The organism is Halorubellus litoreus (assembly GCF_037081675.1).
Classification (GTDB): Archaea; Halobacteriota; Halobacteria; order Halobacteriales; family Natrialbaceae; genus Halorubellus; species Halorubellus litoreus.
In genome coordinates, this window is record NZ_JAZAQL010000003.1 from 410,251 (window position 1) to 427,605 (window position 17,355).

General features: G+C 67.5%; 16 protein-coding genes and 1 pseudogene. 11 read left to right on the forward strand and 6 right to left on the reverse strand.

The window, feature by feature from the left end:
- The first annotated feature begins 82 nt into the window (after window positions 1–82).
- Complete coding sequence (locus tag VYJ16_RS16805; protein WP_336351471.1) at window positions 83–1,054, forward strand: AAA family ATPase; 972 nt, start codon at window positions 83–85, stop codon at window positions 1,052–1,054.
- Between the two features lie 57 nt (window positions 1,055–1,111).
- Here VYJ16_RS16805 and VYJ16_RS16810 read toward each other — a convergent pair whose 3' ends face one another.
- From VYJ16_RS16810 to budC, 3 genes and pseudogenes are all read right to left on the reverse strand, one after another.
- Window positions 1,112–1,537, reverse strand: a complete 426-nt coding sequence (locus VYJ16_RS16810; protein ID WP_336351472.1) for a universal stress protein — start codon at window positions 1,535–1,537, stop codon at window positions 1,112–1,114.
- A gap of 92 nt (window positions 1,538–1,629) precedes the next feature.
- Window positions 1,630–2,068: pseudogene (locus VYJ16_RS16815) on the reverse strand (DUF2267 domain-containing protein).
- Window positions 2,069–2,267: 199 nt separating this feature from the next.
- Window positions 2,268–2,999, reverse strand: coding sequence for a meso-2,3-butanediol dehydrogenase (gene budC, locus VYJ16_RS16820; protein ID WP_336351474.1), 732 nt, complete (start codon window positions 2,997–2,999; stop codon window positions 2,268–2,270).
- Window positions 3,000–3,229: 230 nt separating this feature from the next.
- On the opposite strand from budC, the gene VYJ16_RS16825 reads away from it, so the two are divergent.
- From VYJ16_RS16825 to VYJ16_RS16835, 3 genes are all read left to right on the forward strand, one after another.
- Window positions 3,230–3,874 (forward strand): phosphoribosyltransferase, encoded by a 645-nt coding sequence (locus VYJ16_RS16825; RefSeq protein WP_336351475.1) that lies wholly within the window; start codon window positions 3,230–3,232, stop codon window positions 3,872–3,874.
- A 210-nt stretch (window positions 3,875–4,084) separates the two neighbouring features.
- Complete coding sequence (locus VYJ16_RS16830) at window positions 4,085–5,302, forward strand: CBS domain-containing protein (RefSeq protein ID WP_336351476.1); 1,218 nt, start codon at window positions 4,085–4,087, stop codon at window positions 5,300–5,302.
- A 148-nt stretch (window positions 5,303–5,450) separates the two neighbouring features.
- Complete coding sequence (locus VYJ16_RS16835; protein ID WP_336351477.1) at window positions 5,451–8,240, forward strand: cation-translocating P-type ATPase; 2,790 nt, start codon at window positions 5,451–5,453, stop codon at window positions 8,238–8,240.
- Between the two features lie 87 nt (window positions 8,241–8,327).
- On the opposite strand, the gene VYJ16_RS16840 is transcribed toward VYJ16_RS16835, so the two are convergent.
- Window positions 8,328–9,401, reverse strand: a complete 1,074-nt coding sequence (locus VYJ16_RS16840) for a sodium:phosphate symporter (RefSeq protein ID WP_336351478.1) — start codon at window positions 9,399–9,401, stop codon at window positions 8,328–8,330.
- Window positions 9,402–9,580: 179 nt separating this feature from the next.
- Between VYJ16_RS16840 and VYJ16_RS16845 the strand changes: the two genes are divergently transcribed.
- The 5 genes from VYJ16_RS16845 to VYJ16_RS16865 all read left to right on the forward strand — a co-directional run bounded on the left by VYJ16_RS16845 (window position 9,581) and on the right by VYJ16_RS16865 (window position 13,350).
- Window positions 9,581–10,105, forward strand: coding sequence for a phosphopantetheine adenylyltransferase (locus VYJ16_RS16845; RefSeq protein WP_336351479.1), 525 nt, complete (start codon window positions 9,581–9,583; stop codon window positions 10,103–10,105).
- Window positions 10,106–10,147: 42 nt separating this feature from the next.
- Complete coding sequence (locus VYJ16_RS16850) at window positions 10,148–10,615, forward strand: hypothetical protein (RefSeq protein WP_336351480.1); 468 nt, start codon at window positions 10,148–10,150, stop codon at window positions 10,613–10,615.
- Complete coding sequence (locus VYJ16_RS16855; RefSeq protein ID WP_336351481.1) at window positions 10,605–10,931, forward strand: HalOD1 output domain-containing protein; 327 nt, start codon at window positions 10,605–10,607, stop codon at window positions 10,929–10,931. The genes VYJ16_RS16850 and VYJ16_RS16855 overlap by 11 nt, the downstream gene beginning before the upstream one ends.
- A 1,022-nt stretch (window positions 10,932–11,953) precedes the next feature.
- Window positions 11,954–12,826 (forward strand): ParA family protein, encoded by an 873-nt coding sequence (locus VYJ16_RS16860; RefSeq protein WP_336351482.1) that lies wholly within the window; start codon window positions 11,954–11,956, stop codon window positions 12,824–12,826.
- Window positions 12,823–13,350 carry a DUF7970 domain-containing protein gene (locus VYJ16_RS16865; protein ID WP_336351483.1) on the forward strand — a complete coding sequence of 176 codons (528 nt, stop codon included), beginning with the start codon at window positions 12,823–12,825 and terminating at the stop codon, window positions 13,348–13,350. Before VYJ16_RS16860 ends, VYJ16_RS16865 begins: the two co-directional genes overlap by 4 nt.
- A 38-nt stretch (window positions 13,351–13,388) precedes the next feature.
- On the opposite strand, the gene VYJ16_RS16870 is transcribed toward VYJ16_RS16865, so the two are convergent.
- On the reverse strand, window positions 13,389–14,183 hold the full coding sequence (locus tag VYJ16_RS16870; RefSeq protein WP_336351484.1) for a cytochrome b: 795 nt from the start codon (window positions 14,181–14,183) through the stop codon (window positions 13,389–13,391).
- Between the two features lie 112 nt (window positions 14,184–14,295).
- The gene (locus VYJ16_RS16875) at window positions 14,296–15,888 is read right to left on the reverse strand and encodes a cobyric acid synthase (RefSeq protein ID WP_336351664.1); all 1,593 of its coding nucleotides are present in this window, start codon (window positions 15,886–15,888) and stop codon (window positions 14,296–14,298) included.
- Window positions 15,889–16,031: 143 nt separating this feature from the next.
- Between VYJ16_RS16875 and VYJ16_RS16880 the strand changes: the two genes are divergently transcribed.
- Both VYJ16_RS16880 and VYJ16_RS16885 read left to right on the forward strand, forming a co-directional pair.
- Entirely contained in the window at window positions 16,032–16,442 is a 411-nt protein-coding gene (locus VYJ16_RS16880) for a DUF5658 family protein (RefSeq protein ID WP_336351485.1), read from the forward strand.
- Between the two features lie 466 nt (window positions 16,443–16,908).
- Window positions 16,909–17,118, forward strand: coding sequence for a hypothetical protein (locus VYJ16_RS16885; RefSeq protein WP_227133037.1), 210 nt, complete (start codon window positions 16,909–16,911; stop codon window positions 17,116–17,118).
- Window positions 17,119–17,355 lie beyond the last annotated feature (237 nt).

Consider the following 17,355-nt stretch of genomic DNA (forward strand, 5'->3'; position numbering starts at 1 on the left):
CGTGGATTCGCGGAGACGACGCGTCGGACGCGGTCGGTCCTCGCCAAAGCGTTTTAACGCGACTACCGCCGATACGTACACGATGCCAACGGACGACATGTCGGTCCCCGACGCGGCCGCGTACGCCGGTGACGTCATCGACCGAATCGCAGCGGCCGTCATCACGGACCGTGCGTTCCTCGAAACCGTCCTCACGGGGGTGCTCGCTCGCGGGCACGTCCTCCTCGAGGACGTCCCGGGAACCGGGAAGACGCTCACCGCGCAAGGGACCGCGCACGCGCTCGGGCTGTCGTTCAATCGCGTGCAGTTCACGCCGGACCTCCTCCCGAGCGACATCACCGGGTCGCACGTCTACAACGAGCACACCCAGGAGTTCCAGTTCAACGAAGGGCCGATATTCGCGAACGTCGTCCTCGCCGACGAGATCAATCGCGCACCGCCGAAGACCCAGGCGGCGCTCCTGGAGGCGATGGACGAGAAGCAGGTGAGCGTCGACGGGGAGACACGGGAGCTCCCGGACCCGTTCTTCGTCATCGCGACCCAGAACCCCGTCGAGCAGGAGGGGACGTTCGAGCTGCCGGAAGCGCAACGCGACCGGTTCGTGATCAAGACCGCGATGGGGTACCCCGACCGCGACGGCGAGCTCGAACTCATCGACCGGCGCGCGAACCGCTTCACGCAGATGCCGACGATCGACGCGGCGGTCGACAAGTCACAGGTCCGCGCGCTCCAGGAAGTCCCCGAGCGCGTGCACGTCGAGGGGAACGTCCGCGAGTACCTCGTCGACGTCGCGCGCGCCACTCGCGTCGACGACCGCGCCGAGATCGGCGTGTCGCCGCGCGGCATCCAGCGGTTCTTCGAGGCGGCGCGCGCTCGCGCCGTCATCGCCGGCCGGGACTACGTCACGCCGGACGACGTGAAGTTCGTCGCCGATCCCGTGATGCGCCACCGCATCGTCCTCACGCCCGAGGCGAACATCCAGGGCGTCACGAAGGCCGACGTCGTCGACAGCGCGCTCCAGAGCGTCGACGTCCCGAACGTCACCGGCCGCTGACGCGCCGGACGTTCCCTGGCGGCGCTCGCGGGGCGACGACCGCTCGGCTGGCGACGGTCACTCCGCGGGCGACGCCTTGACGACGCGGACCTCGCGCTCCGACAGCTCGTCGACGGTCCGACCGACGCCCGAGAAGTGCTCGTCGTGGTCGCCGTGCTCGCCGACGACGACGACCGTTGCATCCACCTCGTCGGCGTACTCGAGGATGACCTCGTGTGGCGTGCCACGTCGCGTGTCGCCGTCGACCGCGACGTCGCTCGCGTCCGCCATCCGCATGACCTCGCGGACGCTGACGTCGGCGTGATCCTCCGCGTAGATCGTCGCGAGCTCGCCGGAACTCAGCGCCGGTTCGTCGAACTTCCGCTCGTCGACCACGCAGAGGACGTGGAGGTCGTGTCCGCCCGCGGCCGCGAGCTCGATCGCTTCCGTCGCCGCTTCGCGAGCGTACTCGCTCCCGTCGGTCGCAAGGAGTATGGTACTCATAGGTCCACTACGACAGGCCGTTGGATAACTCGGCCGCTGGATTCCGCGCGCCGAGAATCACGCGTCGGTGACTGGTCGGTAACCGTCGGTCGTCACGTCGCTTCGGCGCCGCTGGTCTCGTGCCAGCCGCCGCCGTCGACGACCTCGAACAGCTCCCGCCAGTTCTCGTCGTCCTCGCTCTCGGGGAGCTGGTCGCGGAGCTGCTGGAAGTCGGATTCGGGCACGAGGTCGTGGACGAGGTCGACGATCAGTCGGGCGTGGTACGCCGCGTCCGTCCCGTCGCCGCGCTCTATCTCGGCGACGCGCGCGACGAACGTCGACCAGTCGAACCGCTGGCCGTGCTCCTCGGGTGCGCCCGCGAGATACCAGTCTATCTCCATCGGGAGGGACGCCGCGAGGTCCTCGGCGGCGTCCTTCGGGATGCGAGCACCGAGCGTCGATGAGCGTCGCGCGTATCGCGCGAACCGTCTCGCCGGTCCCCGGAAGCTCGAGTCGATGCTGTACTTCGCCGGTGAATTCGTCGAAGTTCATGGATATCACTGAATGTCGGTCGGTCCGGCTCCGGCGCGCCACGGGCGACGACCGCTCGACTGGAACGTTCACGGGCCGCCAGCGCTGGGCGGCGACGTCTGTCGACGTTCGACCGCGCGCCACATAGCGGCTGTTCCGAGGTAATGCGACTCGCCGACCGACTGGTGGCGTCGTTGCGACCAGGAGTCGACGCTTCCCGTCAGTGTGCGGTCCACCCGCCGTCGACGGGGATGTTCGCTCCCGTGACGTACGTCGCGCCCTCCGATGCGAGGAACACTGCGAGCGGCGCGATCTCCTCGGGTTGTGCCGGTCGATTCATCGGGGTCTCGTCGAGCAGTATCTCGTAGAACCTGTCGGACTCGAGGAGTTCCGACGTCATCGGCGTCTCCACGAACCCCGGACAGATGCTGTTCACGTTCAGGCCGGCCTCGGCGTAGTCGACCGCGACCTGCTGCGTGAAGTTCACCACGCCGCCCTTGGCCGCGGAGTACGCCGCCGCGCCTCGCCCGCCGACGAGCCCGTAGATGGACGCCACGTTGACGACGAACCCCTCGGACTCCAGGAGGTGCGGGAGCGCCGCCTTGGTCCCGTACATCACGCCGCTCAGGTCGACGTCGACGACGCGATGCCACTCCTCGAGCGTCATGTCGCCGACGGACGACTCGCTCCCGACGCCCGCGTTGTTCACGATCACGTCGAGCGCGCCGAACTCCTCCACGGTCACGTCAACGAGCGCGGAGACCTGCTCGTAGTCGCTGACGTCCGTCCGAACGAACGTACACCCGAGTTCGTTCGCTGCGGCCTCCCCGTCGTCCACGTTCCGGTTCGCGACGACGACGTTCGCGCCTTCGTCGACGTACGCCGACGCGATCGCGTATCCGATACCTGACGAACCGCCGGTGACGATCGCCGTCTTCCCTTCGAGTTGCATGGGGTCTCTCCACGCGAGTATACGGTCGGTGGCGGCATAGTGACTGCCCCGATACTCGCAGGACTTGACTCGTGCCGTCATGGCCGCAGTCCATCGTCTCCCCCAGCGCGTGCCCGACGCCTCGAAGGTTGTGCTGGTCGTGGGTTGTGCTGGTCGTGTCCGGAACCCGACGGTGGTCCCCGTAGAGGCCGACCCCATGTTCCAAGGTATCGTCTACCGAAGTGACGCGTATGGACGGGATTCCTCCATTCCGCGACCGAACCGACGCCGGCGAACGGCTCGCCGCGGCACTCCGCGACCGCGGCGTCGAGGCGGACCTCGTCCTCGCGATTCCGCGCGGCGGGCTCCCGCTCGGTCGCGCCGTCGCGGACGCGCTCGACGCGCCGCTCGACGTCGTCGTCGCGAAGAAACTCGGCGCGCCCGGGAACCCCGAGTACGCCATCGGCGCGGTCGCGAGCGACGGGAGCGTCTGGCGGAACGAGGCGGCGTTCCGGGACGGTCGCGTCGACGAGGCGTACTTCGAGCGCGAACGCGACCGGCAGGTCGACGCCGCCCGCGAGAAGGCGCGACGGTACCGCGCGGGCGACCTCGAACCGGACGTCGCCGGGAAGCGCGTCGTCCTCGTCGACGACGGCGTCGCCACCGGGTCCACGGTCCGCGCGTGCCTCCAGCAACTCCGGAACGGCGACGCCGCCCACGTCGTCCTCGCGGTCCCCGTCGCTCCACCCGACACCGCGAGCGCTCTCCGCGAGCACGCCGACGACGTCGTCTGCCTCGCGGAACCACGCCACTTCCAGGGCGTCGGCCAGTTCTACGAGCGCTTCACGCAGGTCTCGGACGAGGAAGCGCTCGCGTACCTCGACGACCACGACTGACGAGTCCACGGCGGGGGTGGCGTCACCCGACGGGTCTCGCGTCGAACCCCGCCAGTCAGGAGGGTTCCGTCGGCCCCACCGACGACCTTCGCACGCTCTCACAGCGCGGGAACGACGAGCGATTTCTTGTACGTCTCGCCCCTACCGCTAGGTGTGGTCACGCGGACCGAGGTATCGTTCACGAACGCCCGCGGTAACGGACAAAAGCCCATGGACATCGCTGACATCATCTCAACCGACTTCGTAGAACTTGCACCCGACGACGAGGTTTCCCGGCTCGTCGGGGTATTCGAGGACCCCGCAGTGAAGGGCGTCGTCGTCCGCGACGACGCCTTCGAGGGCGTCGTCACCCGACGCCAGCTCGCGAGTTCGCATCACCCGCCCGACGAGAAGGTCGGGTCGCTCGTCTGGCACGTCCCCCGGCTCGCGCCGGACGAGGACGTCCGGAAGGTCGCCCGCCTCATGATCGACGCGGACTCGCGACTCCTCCCGGTCTTCGAGGGCGACGACCTCGCGGGCGTCGTCACCGTCGACGACGTCCTGGACGCCGTCGAACCGTTCCTCGACGCCGCGACCGTTCGGGAGGCTGCGACCAGTGACATGGTCACGGTCGGCCCCGACGCCACGTTCGGACGGGCGCTTTCCGTCCTCCGCGAGCACGGGTTCACGCACCTCCCGGTCGTCGACGGCGACGACGCGGTCGGCATCCTGAGTCTCTACGACGTCGTCGACGTGACGACGCGCGCGGAGACCCGTAGTCAGGGCGGGAACGCCGGCGGCACCGACGCGACCGGTGGCCAGATAGCGGTGAGCGCCGGTCGGTCCAGAGGCGGCGGGTTCGGCGCTCGCGACGGCGAGCGCGCTCGCGTCCTCGACCTCCCGGTCCGCGACGTGATGGTGTCCCCCGTCAGGACCATCCACCCGGACGAGACGCTCGACGTCGCCGTCGCGGAGATGTTCGACGTGGACGGGTCGTCGCTCGTCGTCACGGAGAACGGCGACCCGTACGGTATCGTCACGAAGACGGACGTCCTGGACGCGCTCACGTGGGAGGCCGGCGGCTCTCGCGCGGTTCAGGTGTACGGCACCGACCTCCTCGACGACGTCCAGTACGACGACGTCGTCGCGATGATCGACAAGTTCGACGCGATGGACGGCGGCACGAGCGTCCTCGACGCGAAGATCCACCTGCACGAGCACGACGAGACCCACCGCGGGACGCCGTTGTTGCTCGCGCGCATCCGCCTCTACACCGACGACGGGCTGTTCATCGCGTCCGGCGAAGGCTACGGCGCCACCCACGCGCTGAACGAGGCCCGGGACGTCCTCGAACGACAGATCCGGGACGACAAGACGTACGGTCGGTCGAAGAAACCGCCGAGCGAGGAGTTCTGGGAGAAGCGCTTCGGGTGGATGCTCGAGGAGTGAGGAAAGCCACTCCTTGGCGGAATCCAGGACGTACCTCTAAGAGCGAGGCGTTCGAGGACGTTACCATGAACGCGCTCGCACCCGTCTCGGCTCGCGGTCTCGAACGCGACAGGAGGAGTCGACCGCCCGTGGCGTGGAACGCCGACAGATGAGTTCGGCGACGCCCGTCGAACGGTCGGGCGCGCCGACGGCGTGGCACGCTCGCCCCGTCGAGGGCGTCCTCGACGAACTGGACGCGAGCGCCGACGGGTTGTCGAGCGAAGAGGCCGACCGCCGGCTCGAGGAGTACGGCCCGAACGCGATCCGCGGCGAGAACGACGTTTCGCCGTTCGAGATATTCGTCTCGCAGTTCCAGGACGTCCTCATCTACCTCCTCGTCCTCGCCGCGGTGCTCTCGCTCGCCGTCGGCCTCCTCCCCGGCGAGGACGCGAACGTCGTCGACGCCGCGCTCATCCTCGTCATCCTCTTCGCGAACGGCGTCTTCGGGTTCGTGCAGGACTACCGCGCCGAACGCTCGATGCAGCGACTCCGCGAACTCTCCTCGCCCGCGGCGACCGTCCTCCGGGACGGCGAGAAACGCGAGATCGACGCCACCGCGGTCGTCCCCGGCGACGTCGTCGTCCTCGAACAGGGCGACGCCGTCCCCGCGGACGCGCGACTCGTCGACGTCACGAACCTCGAGACCGCCGAAGCCGCCCTGACGGGCGAGAGTGCGAACGTCGAGAAGGACGCGGCCCCCGTCGACGACGGGACGCCGCTCGCCGAACGACGGAACATGGTGTACATGAACACGAACGCGGTGAAGGGTCGGGCGCGCGCGGTCGTCGTCGGCACCGGCATGGACACCGAGGTCGGCGCCATCGCGACGCAGATGCAGGCGGCCGAGGACGGCGACACGCCGTTCCAGGGCGAGGTCGACGAACTCGGGCGGCGCATCGGTATCGGCGTGATTGGGCTCATCTCGCTCGTCGTTCTCGTCCAGTTCCTGTTCACGGCGACCGACGCCATCAGCATCCTCCTGACCGCCATCACGCTCGCCGTCGCCGCCGTCCCCGAAGGCCTCCCCGCGGTCGTCACGCTCACGCTCGCGCTCGGCTCGCAGAAGATGGTCGAGCGGAACGCGCTCGTCCGCCGGCTCCCCGTCGTCGAGAGCCTCGGGAGCATCGACACCATCCTCACGGACAAGACCGGGACGCTCACCGAGAGCCAGATGACCGTGCAGCGGGTCGCGTTCGGCGACGACGTCTTCGACGTCACCGGCGCCGGTCTCGAGACCGACGGCGAGTTCCAGCGCGACGGCGAAGCCGTCGACCCCGCGATGCTCGAACCCGTCCTGCGGTGTGGCGCGCTCTGCAACAACGCCGAACCGGCGCCCGACACCGAGGACCGCGAGTACTTCGGCGACCCGACCGAGGTCGCACTCCTCGTCTCCGCGCGCAAAGCCGGCGTCGAGCAGGCCGCCGAACGCGTCCGCGAGGTTCCGTTCTCCTCGGACCGCAAACGCATGACCGTCGTCGTCGAGGCCACCGACTCCCGGGTCGGAGCCGCCGACACCGTCGAGGCCACCGACTCCCGGGCCGGAGACGGCGACGACGCCTACACCGCGTACATGAAGGGCGCGCCCGGGACCGTCCTCGACCGCTGCGACCGCGTGCTCGTCGACGGCGAGGAACGCGCGCTCACCGACGCCGACCGCGACCGCGTCCTCGAACGCACCGAATCGTTCGCGAGCGACGCCCTCCGCGTCATCGGGTTCGCGCGCAAACGCGTCACCGACCCGGACGCCGACGAGGACGCGCTCGAGGACGACATGGTGTTCCTCGGCCTCCAGGGGATGCTCGACCCGCCGCGCGACGAGGTCCCGCAGGCCGTCGCCGACTGTCGCGACGCCGGCATCCGCGTCGTCATGGCGACCGGCGACAACGTCGAGACCGCGAAAGCCATCGGCGCACAGGTCGGGTTCGACCCGACGGGCGCGATGACCGGCCCCGAAGTCGAGAAGCTGACCGACGCGGAACTCCAGGACGCCGTCGAGGAAGTCGAGGTGTTCGCACGCGTCGCCCCCGAGCACAAGGTCCGCATCCTCGAAGCCCTGCAGGCGAACGGCCATCGCGTCGCGATGACCGGCGACGGCGTCAACGACGCCCCCGGCGTCAGGAACGCCGACGTCGGCATCGCGATGGGCGAACGCGGCACCGACGTCACGAAGGAGGCGAGCGACATGATCCTCCAGGACGACAACTTCGCGACCATCCGCGACGCCATCGCCGAAGGACGAGGCATCTTCGACAACATCCGGAAGTTCGTGAACTACCTGCTGTCCGCGAACGCCGGCGAGGTCCTCGTCGTCTTCGTCGGCGTCCTCGTCGGGAGCGCCCTCTACCCGTCGCTGTTCGCCGGGAACACCGAAGCGCTCGTCCTCACGCCAGTCATGCTCCTCTGGATCAATCTCGTCACCGACGGGTTCCCCGCACTCGCGCTCGGCACCGACCCGAAAGCCGACGACATCATGGACCGGGCCCCACGGGGCGAGGACGACCCCGTCATCGACCGGCGGATGCTCCTCTCGATCGCTACCATCGGCGCCATCATGACCGTCACCGGGCTCGCGCTGTTCTTCTACGCGCTCGACGTGACGCGCGACCTCGTCGTCGCACAGACGCTCCTGTTCACGCTCCTCGTCACCATCGAGATGGTCCGCATCCACCTCATCCGCTCGCGCTACGACCTCTCCCCGCTCTCGAACCCGTGGCTCGTCGCCGCAGTCGCCCTCTCGCTCGCCCTCCAGCTCGCCGTCCTCTACACGCCACTCCGCGAGTTCTTCTCCGTCATCGCACCGACCCTCGAACATTGGACGTGGATCGGCGGTGCATTCATCGCGTTCGTCGCCCTCGCAGTCGCGACCGAGACGCTCGTCGAACGCACGCTCGCCGCCTGACCCCTCCGGGCCGTCCACGTGTCTCTCCGCGACGACCTCGTTCTCCGGGAGGTCTCTCTCCACGAGCGTCCGAATCGCCGACGTCGCTCACCCGAACGCGAGCCCAAGCGACAGGAACACGAACGGCGCCACGGCGAGCGACGCGAGGAACGCGAGGAACACCCGTCGGTCCTCGAGCAGCAGGTCGTCGACGCCCACGACCACGTTGGCGTACCGCTCCATCGCGAGGAGCGCGACGAGCGTGGCGAGCAACGCGGCCACCGCCAGCGTCAGAACGACGACGACCGCGACCGGCGAATCCAGGACGAACGCCGCGACGAGCGTATCGAAGAGCGTCCCGACGTTCGCACCGAGCACGTACGGTAGCAACCCCTCTCGCTTCACGTACCCGCGGTTGTACAGCGGGACGATGACGCCGAGCGAGAACGCCACGCTCGTCGTCGCACTCGTCACGACGAGTCCGATGGCGAACGAGACCCACGTCCGCTCGAAGCGATCGAACACCAGCTCGCGGAGCGTTGCCACGTCCACGCCCGACAACAACCGGTCGAACAGCGTCAGGCTCCCGAACAGCGCGCCGACCGCCACCACCACCGCCACTCCGGGCCCGACCGCGTCCACGAACGCGGACGTCATCGGCGAGAACGGGTTCGAGAGACCGAACCCGCCGTCGACCGCGCCCGTCCCGGGAGCGAACTCCCCGCGGACGACCGGGAGCGCGACGTACCCGACGACCGTCGCCGGAACGTACACCGAGTGCGTGAGGAGGAACGTCAGCGACCCCAGACTCACGGACTGCTGCAGGCTGTATCGCTCCTTCTGGAAGTAATCCAACGCCCCGACGACCACGACGATCGCCGCGCCACCGAGGCGCGTCCCCGCGACCATCAGGAACACCTGCGACGGACCGAGGAGGCCCGCGGTCGACAGCGAGAGCGCGACCGCGGCGACGACCGACCCGTTCGTCAGCACGTACGCGCCCAACCAGCCGAACCCGAGCGCGCCCGCATCACCGACGACGTACCGGACGAACGCCTCGCGCAACAGCGGCGCCGCCGCCTCGGTCCCCGCGCCGAGCAACCCCACCGCGAACAGGAACGAGAGGACGACTACGGGGACGCCGGCGACCTGTCGCCACGAGGACGCGAGTCCGTCCAACACGCCGGACAGACGACGGCGTGCGCCGAAAGCGTTCCCCCTGGACCGTCGTGGCTCACCGCCCGCGAACGCCAACGCCACCCGCGAACGCTGACGCCACTCGCGAACGCTGACGCCACCCGGGAACGCCGACGCCACCCGCGAACCCCTACGCATACGGCGATCGAACGCCTGCATCCCGTATGGACGGCGACGAACGAATCACGGTCCTCGGCGGCACCTTCACGCCCATCCACAACGGGCATCGCGCGCTCCTCCACGAGGCGTTCCAGACGGCCAGTCACGTCGGCTCCGGTGACGGACACGTCATCGTCGGCCTCACGTCGACCGAGCTCGCCGAACGAACGCGGAGCGACCCTTCCCACGTCGAACTCCTCGGGTCGTTCGACGCGAGACGCGACGCGCTCGACACCGAACTGGAACGCATCGCGGGCGCCTACACCGCCTCCTACGATATACTGCGACTCGAGGACACCGGCGGTCCCGCCGCGACGCGAGACGACGTCGACGCGCTCGTCGCCTCGCCCGAATCGAAGTCCCAGCGTCGCGCGTACGAACTCAACAAGCAACGGATCGCCGACGGGAAACGACCGCTCGAGATACACACACCGCCGTTCGTCGTCGCCGAGGACGGACGCAGGATCTCCAGTACTCGAATCCGGAACGGCGAGATCGACGTTCACGGCCGCCTCGTCGACGACTCGTAGACGCGATGCGTCCAGATCGGCGGACTCTCCCGCTCCCTCGACTTGCTCTCCGGCATCACTCTCGCAAGACAAGCTTGTTATCACAAGCACTACTGGTTCCCGGGACTCTCCGCTATACCACTCATGGAAGAGGACACCGACAATCTCTCGGAAGGTGGTCTCGCCGTAGCATCCGAAGGGAGCGTGACAGGCTCCGGTGGTGCGACGCTCCCCGTCTTCTTGAACCTCGACGAGACATTCGAGGGCTTAGATCACTTCAGACGCCGGTACCTCTCGCTTCTCGCCTATAACCAACCGGTCGACCTCGTCGACGCCGCAGCGGCACTCTCCCACGTGCCGAAACTCAGCGCACTCGGCATCCTGCCGTACGACAAGGACGAACGATCACTCGAACCCGGTCAGGACACGACGCACGTCGAATCGCACATCCAGGGGTCAGGCAGGTCGTTCGACCGCGCCGAATCCGTCCACGAGCAGTACAACCCGGAGGTGGACGACGATGCCCATTGACCACTCCCCGGGCCCTCTCGGGGATACCGACGACATGCGTCTCGTCGTGCAGACCCTCTACGACCCCGACCAGGACGACGAGCTCGGGACGAAGGTCGTGGACGTCGTCACGTCGCTCCCCGAGGTCGACACCGACGACTTCTGGGACCTCCCACCGCTGTACGACGCCGTGGACGTCGACGCCGTCGAACGGACGTTCTTCGGCCGGGAGACGTCCGGCGTCGACCGACTGGTGCAAGGAATCGTCTCTTTCGAGTACCTCGAACACGTCATTACGGTCCGCGACGACGGTTGGATCTTCGTCTACAGTTCCTGACCCGGCGACAGTCCCCGTCCTGCTAACAAGCCCCTCACCAGTCTGTATAGCACTATCTGATTCATGACGTCTGTTGGTGGGCGTCCACCCGCCGATGGTCTCGAACGCCACCACGCCCCGCAGCGTTGCCCACGGTCGCCCCGGGCCCACTCAGATCTTGCCACACCCACGCCGCTCCAGCCCAGACGGAAGCGGCGACCACCTACCCCGACGACGACCCCATCGAGGCACCGCCCGCACGCACCCAACGCCGATCACTCCGCTCGAACAACGAAGCCTCTCGCCACCTCGAACCCGGTCTGTCAGGCTCGACACCACACGGCTCGAGAGACCACCAACTCACTCCCGACCGTTCCCGGACGTATCCCTACACCCCTCACAAAACCTCCCTGCACATCCACTTACCCACCTCCCTCCCACCCACTTACCTCCCTCCTTCCCACCCACTTACCCACCGCTGGCTACCTACCCATCTACCTGCCCACACACTCACCCACGTACCGGTTCACCCGTTGCTTCCCCCACCGACTCACCAACGCGGCTACCCTCCACACGTACCTCCGGTTGCACCGACCGACGCGTACAGCTCCCGCGTCACAACAGTGTCGGACCTGACTGCACGCATCATCCGTAGGCACACCTCGTCACTCCATTCGTCTGTTCTGGCGAGGTTCCCTGTGCAGTCCCACCAGTCGGTCCATATAGTCGCACTCACCGGCGATACCTGCTGCCCCTCCTGGACAGTAGTACCGTACCGAATAACTGGATGAGACCGCTGTACAGTACTCATGTGCAGTAACACTGGACAGTGTAACTGAACAGTAATCTTGATTGGTAACACTGATAATTGTGGCTGCGTGGTGTGTATGTCTGGTATGTATGGCTGGTGTGGTTGTTTGGTGGTGATGACTACGATGACTGCTTGGTCGTGCTGTTCACGCAAACCACGTGGGTTGCTTGTGTGAGATGATTGTGTAGATGGACTGCGTTTTATTACGGATGGGTCAGTACGTACAGTCCAGATGATCACGTACACGACGTACAGCGAAGCTGGTGGGGTGGGGAAGACGACGACGGCGGCGAATCTCGCGGCTGCGCACGCCGAACGCGGCCAGCGCGTCCTCGTCATCGACCTCGACCCGCAGGAGGGCTCGCTGAGTTACGTCTTCGACGTCGCCGACGACCGGGCGGACGGGAGCGCGGACAACATCGTTCGCCACCTCATCGGGCGCCCGAAAGGGGAGTTCACCGACCTCATCCGGACGGACACCGGCGAGGCCGGCGTCGACGTTCTCCCCGCGCACAACATGCTCGCGAACCTCACGCAGAACATGATGAAGGCCGCGGAGATCGAGGAGGACATGCACGTCGACGACGACTACGAGTGGCCGCGCAACGAGCAACTGCTTCGACTGCTCCGCGAGAACGACGTCCCCGAGGACTACGACGTCGTCATCTGCGACCCGCAGGCGACCGAAGGGGACGCGTTGTACAACGCCATCTTCGCGACGCGGTCCGTGCTCCTGCCCGTGGAGCTCTCGGGGAAGGGCGCGCTCTCCATCGACGGGCTCACCGACCTCGCCGAGGGACTGGAAGCCGAGGTCGGTATCGACGTCGGCGTGCTCGGTATCGTGCCGGTCGCGTACAAGGGAACGAACACCCAGAAGGAGCATCTCTCCGAGCTGGAGGCGTCGCCGTTCGACGTGCCGGCGGTGTTCGGCGAACGGTCGAGTCTCATGCAGGAGATGTGGGAGTCCCAGGCGACCGCGTTCCGCGTGCTCGATGAGGGTTGGAAGGAGGGCGAGAAGGGACTGCGTCGAGAGTACGACCGCGAGAAGGACACGCTCGACCAGTATCGTGACCTCGCCGCGCACGTGGAGGGTGAGTTCGAATGAAGAAAGGTAGTGGCGACGACCCGTTCGCGGACCTCGACGAGGAGGCGTCCGGAGACGATGATTCGGCGGCTGACCCCCAGGGGTCGGACGCCGAAGAGGCGGTTCCGGCGGACGCCGCCGAAGACGCCGATCCATCAACCACAGAGCGCTATACGGATTCGGATGGTGTCGATTCTGGCGAGGGCCAGTCCGGAACGGACGACTCGGGTCGTGAAACGGCCGATAAAGCCGACGTTACCGATCGCGGGCGCGACGACGGCCAGACGAAGGCGGAGGCCGACGGCATCCCGTGGGTGCTCCGACGATCGCGCGTCAAGGAGGATCGGGAGAACGTCCACCAGTTCTTCCTCCGCGAGGAGTACAGCACGCGCGAGGACGAGATCATCGAAGCGGTCGCTGGCGAACTCGACATGCGCCAGAAGGACCTCCAGAAGCTCGACGTCCGCGAGGCGATGGTCGCGTCCGCGGACCCGGAAGCCATCGCGGCCGTCCTCCGCGAGTGGGGCTACGAGTACCTGAAGTAGGCCGGGTCGCGGGCCGTGACGAGGGGGTTCTCGTGCTATCAGTGTGGTTCGGCGATGCCCTGCATCCAGACGATACCGACGTGGATGGCGATGAGCGTGGTGGTGACGAACGGCATGATGAAGACGTGCATGATGTACATGCGGAGGAGCGTGGCCTGACTGAGACTGAAGCCACCGAAGAGCAACTGGGCGAGCCACTCGCCGATCAGTGGGACCGAGAGGAACAACTCCACGCCGATCTGGCCGGCCCAGAACGCGAGCTGGTCCCAGGGGAGCAGGTAGCCGGTGTACCCGAACCAGAGGACGAGCGAGATGAGGACGATGCCGAGGATCCAGTTGAGTTCGCGGGGTTCCTTGTACGCGCCCGTGAAGTACACGCGGAGCATGTGCAGGAACACCGCGGCGACCATGACCTGGGCCGCCCAGCGGTGGACGGAGCGGAGCATGGACCCGAGGTTCAGGTCGGTCATGATGAACACGATCTGGTTGTACGCCGCTGAGGGGTCGCCGGTCGTCGCCGGCGCGTAGTAGAATCCGAGCAGCGCTCCCGATACCGCGGCGACGAGGTACGCGATGACGGAGAACGACCCGAGGGCGTAGAGCGGGTACCAGTACCAGAACTTGTTGTCGAGGTTGTACTGTTCGGTGTGGCTCTTGGGCATCTGCATGTTGACCCTGTAGTAGAGGGTCTCGAGCAGTTCGACGTAGTCGACGATGCGGAGGCGTCGGTCGAGGTAGACGAGGACGAGGAGGTAGCCTCGTTCGACGGGTGTGAGCCGCTTCTCGCGGAGCCACTCGCGGTGGTCGGTGTCGTCGGGACGTTGGAGGCTCATCGGTGATCCGGAGTGTGGGTGCGGACGGTGCGGGTCCCGCCGCTCGAGTCCAAACTCCTTGTTAGCAAGTGCCACATCACCGCGCATAGGTATGGGTTCCTTTCGGTGTCGGTCAGTTACCAGGGTGCCAGCGGGCGTCCTCGAACGGCGCCTCGAGCGCGGAGACGAGGTCGGCGGCGGCGGCGAACGGGTCGGTGTCGCGAGCCTCGGCGTCCGGTCGCGTTCGCTCGGCGTGCGCGTAGACGGCGTCGAGGAACGAGTCGCGGACGCACCGGTTCTCGAAGAGCCCGTGGAGGTACGTGCCGACCGCGCGGTCGGTCGCGACGCTGGTCGGCTCGAGCGGCGGGTCGGAGTCGACGGAGGGTGCCGCGCCGTCGGCGACGACGGTCGTCTCGCCCATGTGTATCTCGTATCCGTCGACCGTCGGTGGCTTGCCCTCGCTGCCGGTCGAGGCGTCGAGGTAGCCGCCGCCGTGGAAGGGGACGGAGACGGCTTCGACGCGCTTGTCCGTGGAGAACGCGGTCTCGACGGGGAGGAGGCCGAAGCCGTCGACGACGTCGTCGTCGCCGGTGCCTTCGACGGCGGCGTTCGTGATGCGGTCGCCGAGGAGCTGGTAGCCGCCGCAGACGCCGAGGACGGGGCCGTCGAACGCGTCGAGTGCGCGTTCGAACCCGGCGTCGCGGAGCGCGTGGAGGTCGTCGACGGTGTTCTTCGTGCCGGGGAGGACGAGCGCGTCGACGTCGCCGACGCGACCGGCGGCGCGCTCGGGGTCGAGGTACGTGATGCGAACGCCCGGTGTTCGCGCGAACGGCTCGAAGTCGGTGAAGTTCGAGATGCGCGGGAGCCTGACGACGCCGACCGTGACGGTCCGCTCGGCGGCGGCGCCGTCGTCGTCGCCGACGACGCGTCGCCCGGCTCCCTCGTCCTCGTCTGGTAGCCCGAGGCTGTCCTCCTCCGGGAGCCCGGGGTCGTCGTAGGGGAGGACGCCGAGCACGGGTACGCCCGTTCTGGCTTCGAGTTCGTCGACGCCCGGGTCGAGGAGTGACTGGTCGCCGCGGAACTTCGAGACGACGGTGCCGGCGACGCGCTCGCGGACGTCCTCTGGCATCAGTTCGAGCGTGCCGTAGAGGCTCGCGAACACGCCACCGCGTTCCACGTCGCCGACGACGACCACGTGCGCGTCCGCGAACCGCGCGGTCTCGACGTTCGCGAGGTCGCGGTCGTGGAGGTTGATCTCCGCGATGCTGCCCGCGCCCTCCGCGACGACGACGTCGTGCTCGCTCGCGAGTCGCGCGTGCGCTCGGGCTGCTGCGTCGCGGACGAACTCCCAGTGCTCGTCGTAGTACTCGCCGGCGGCGTACGTCCCGACCGGGTCGCCGTCGACGACGAGCTGGCTCTCGCCATCGCCGCGTGGTTTGAGGAGGACGGGATTGTGGTCGGTCGACGGCGGGACGCGAGCGGCGCGCGCCTGCACGTGCTGGCTGACGCCGACCTCGCCCCAGTCGCCGTCCGGGGAGACCGCGACGCGAGCGTTGTTGCTCATGTTCTGGGCTTTGAACGGCGCGACGTCGACGCCACGATCTGCGAGCAGCCGGCAGAGACCCGCGACGACCGTGCTCTTCCCCACGTGGCTCGCGGTGCCGGCGACGAGCACCGTCGCCGCTGTCGACGCATCGGTCGCGTCACCGTCCCAGCGCTCGCGCATCGAGCCGTCCCGTTGCTCGGTCACGACTCACCACTCGACGCCGTCGTCGAAAAGATTGCCGCTCCACGCGGCGACCCCGGTACAGAGACGGTACCGTCGGTACAGTTCAGATAACAAAGGTCTTCGGCGCCGTATGGTGGTTCGTGTCCTACGTCGACGTGGACCTCCCGGAGTCAACGCGGCGGTCGGAAGCGGTGCCGTCGGCGCTCCAGGGCGTCCTCGCCGTCGCGACGACGTCCACGCTGGATGCGGCGTCGACCGTCGTCGGGCTCTCGCTCGCGCCCGTCCTCGTCGAGAGCAATCCACTCGCGAGAGCGCTGTTCGCGGAGTACGGCGTCCTCCAGTCGGTCGTCGTCATCTCCGTCCTCCTCGCCGTCGTCGTCGTCGGCGTGACCGAGTCCGCCGTCCGCGTTCTGGCTGACCGAACTCACCGGCCCGTGCTCGCCGGGAGCGTGGTCCGACTCGTCGGGTACGGAACGCCGTCGCTCGTCTCACTGTACGCCGCCACGAACAACGTCGTCCTCGTCATCGAGCACGCGCCTCTGTTCGCGTGACCGGCGTCGTAGCTCGACGCCACCAGCGGCCAGCCGACGACAGTCCACTCCACCTCGGCGTGCCCTGCCGTCTCGCGAATCACCGGCGAGCGGCGCACTGAAACGACGTGAAATGACGCGAACCGTCCATCCGATAAGGTGAGCTTACCGCTGCTGCGGGCCGTAACAGCCCGGTAAACGGTGCGTTGGTATGTTGCCGATTACCGGTCACGAAACGTCACTATCACGTAATCGAGTGGTAACCGACCGTCGTATACGGGCCTGAAAGTGGTGGAAAGGTCTATTCATGTAGTCCATCGCTACTCGTGCATGGTGTCACGAACCGTCTCGTTCCCCATCCGACGCCACCAGGGTGGCGGTAAGGGGGCGTTACCGACGAGAAACGGCCCGTTCGAACGGCTGCGGCACGCACGTGGAGGACGGAGGCGAGCATGATCCCGGGGTGGGTGACTGGGGTGGATGTGGCGTGACGGACCTCGAACGTGCGTGGGCGGGCGTCGACGACGACCCGGACCTCGAACGCGACCTCGGCTACCGGCCGTTCGACGTCGAGGTCGTGGTCGCGGAACAGTACGGACAGCTCCTCTTCTTGCCGAGCGACGACGACATCCTCGAGGAGGACTCGTTCGTCGTCGCCGACGAATCGCTCGTCGTCGACCTGGCGGACTGGCGCTGACCGACGCGGCGACCTCGCTCCTCTCGTCATCGCTCTGCCAGTCCACGGTCCCTTACTCCGAGCACGTGGTAGTCACCTGATAACACCCGGTCATGGGGAATGGTGACTACCAGCGGGTAACGGGGTGGGGCTGCGGTGACGACGCCCGTCGAGTACAACTGAACTACCCGACCGGACACCTCCCCTTGCCCTCGCCAACTGACGCATAACAAAGCCCGTCTCTACCCTCCCTGTTGG

Coding starts and splice junctions, on each gene's coding strand:
- VYJ16_RS16805 (WP_336351471.1), top strand. CDS start 83: ATGCCAACGGACGACATGTCGGTCCCCGACGCGGCCGCGTACGCCGGT.
- VYJ16_RS16810 (WP_336351472.1), bottom strand. CDS start 1,537: ATGAGTACCATACTCCTTGCGACCGACGGGAGCGAGTACGCTCGCGAA.
- budC (WP_336351474.1), bottom strand. CDS start 2,999: ATGCAACTCGAAGGGAAGACGGCGATCGTCACCGGCGGTTCGTCAGGT.
- VYJ16_RS16825 (WP_336351475.1), top strand. CDS start 3,230: ATGGACGGGATTCCTCCATTCCGCGACCGAACCGACGCCGGCGAACGG.
- VYJ16_RS16830 (WP_336351476.1), top strand. CDS start 4,085: ATGGACATCGCTGACATCATCTCAACCGACTTCGTAGAACTTGCACCC.
- VYJ16_RS16835 (WP_336351477.1), top strand. CDS start 5,451: ATGAGTTCGGCGACGCCCGTCGAACGGTCGGGCGCGCCGACGGCGTGG.
- VYJ16_RS16845 (WP_336351479.1), top strand. CDS start 9,581: ATGGACGGCGACGAACGAATCACGGTCCTCGGCGGCACCTTCACGCCC.
- VYJ16_RS16855 (WP_336351481.1), top strand. CDS start 10,605: ATGCCCATTGACCACTCCCCGGGCCCTCTCGGGGATACCGACGACATG.
- VYJ16_RS16860 (WP_336351482.1), top strand. CDS start 11,954: ATGATCACGTACACGACGTACAGCGAAGCTGGTGGGGTGGGGAAGACG.
- VYJ16_RS16865 (WP_336351483.1), top strand. CDS start 12,823: ATGAAGAAAGGTAGTGGCGACGACCCGTTCGCGGACCTCGACGAGGAG.
- VYJ16_RS16870 (WP_336351484.1), bottom strand. CDS start 14,183: ATGAGCCTCCAACGTCCCGACGACACCGACCACCGCGAGTGGCTCCGC.
- VYJ16_RS16875 (WP_336351664.1), bottom strand. CDS start 15,888: ATGCGCGAGCGCTGGGACGGTGACGCGACCGATGCGTCGACAGCGGCG.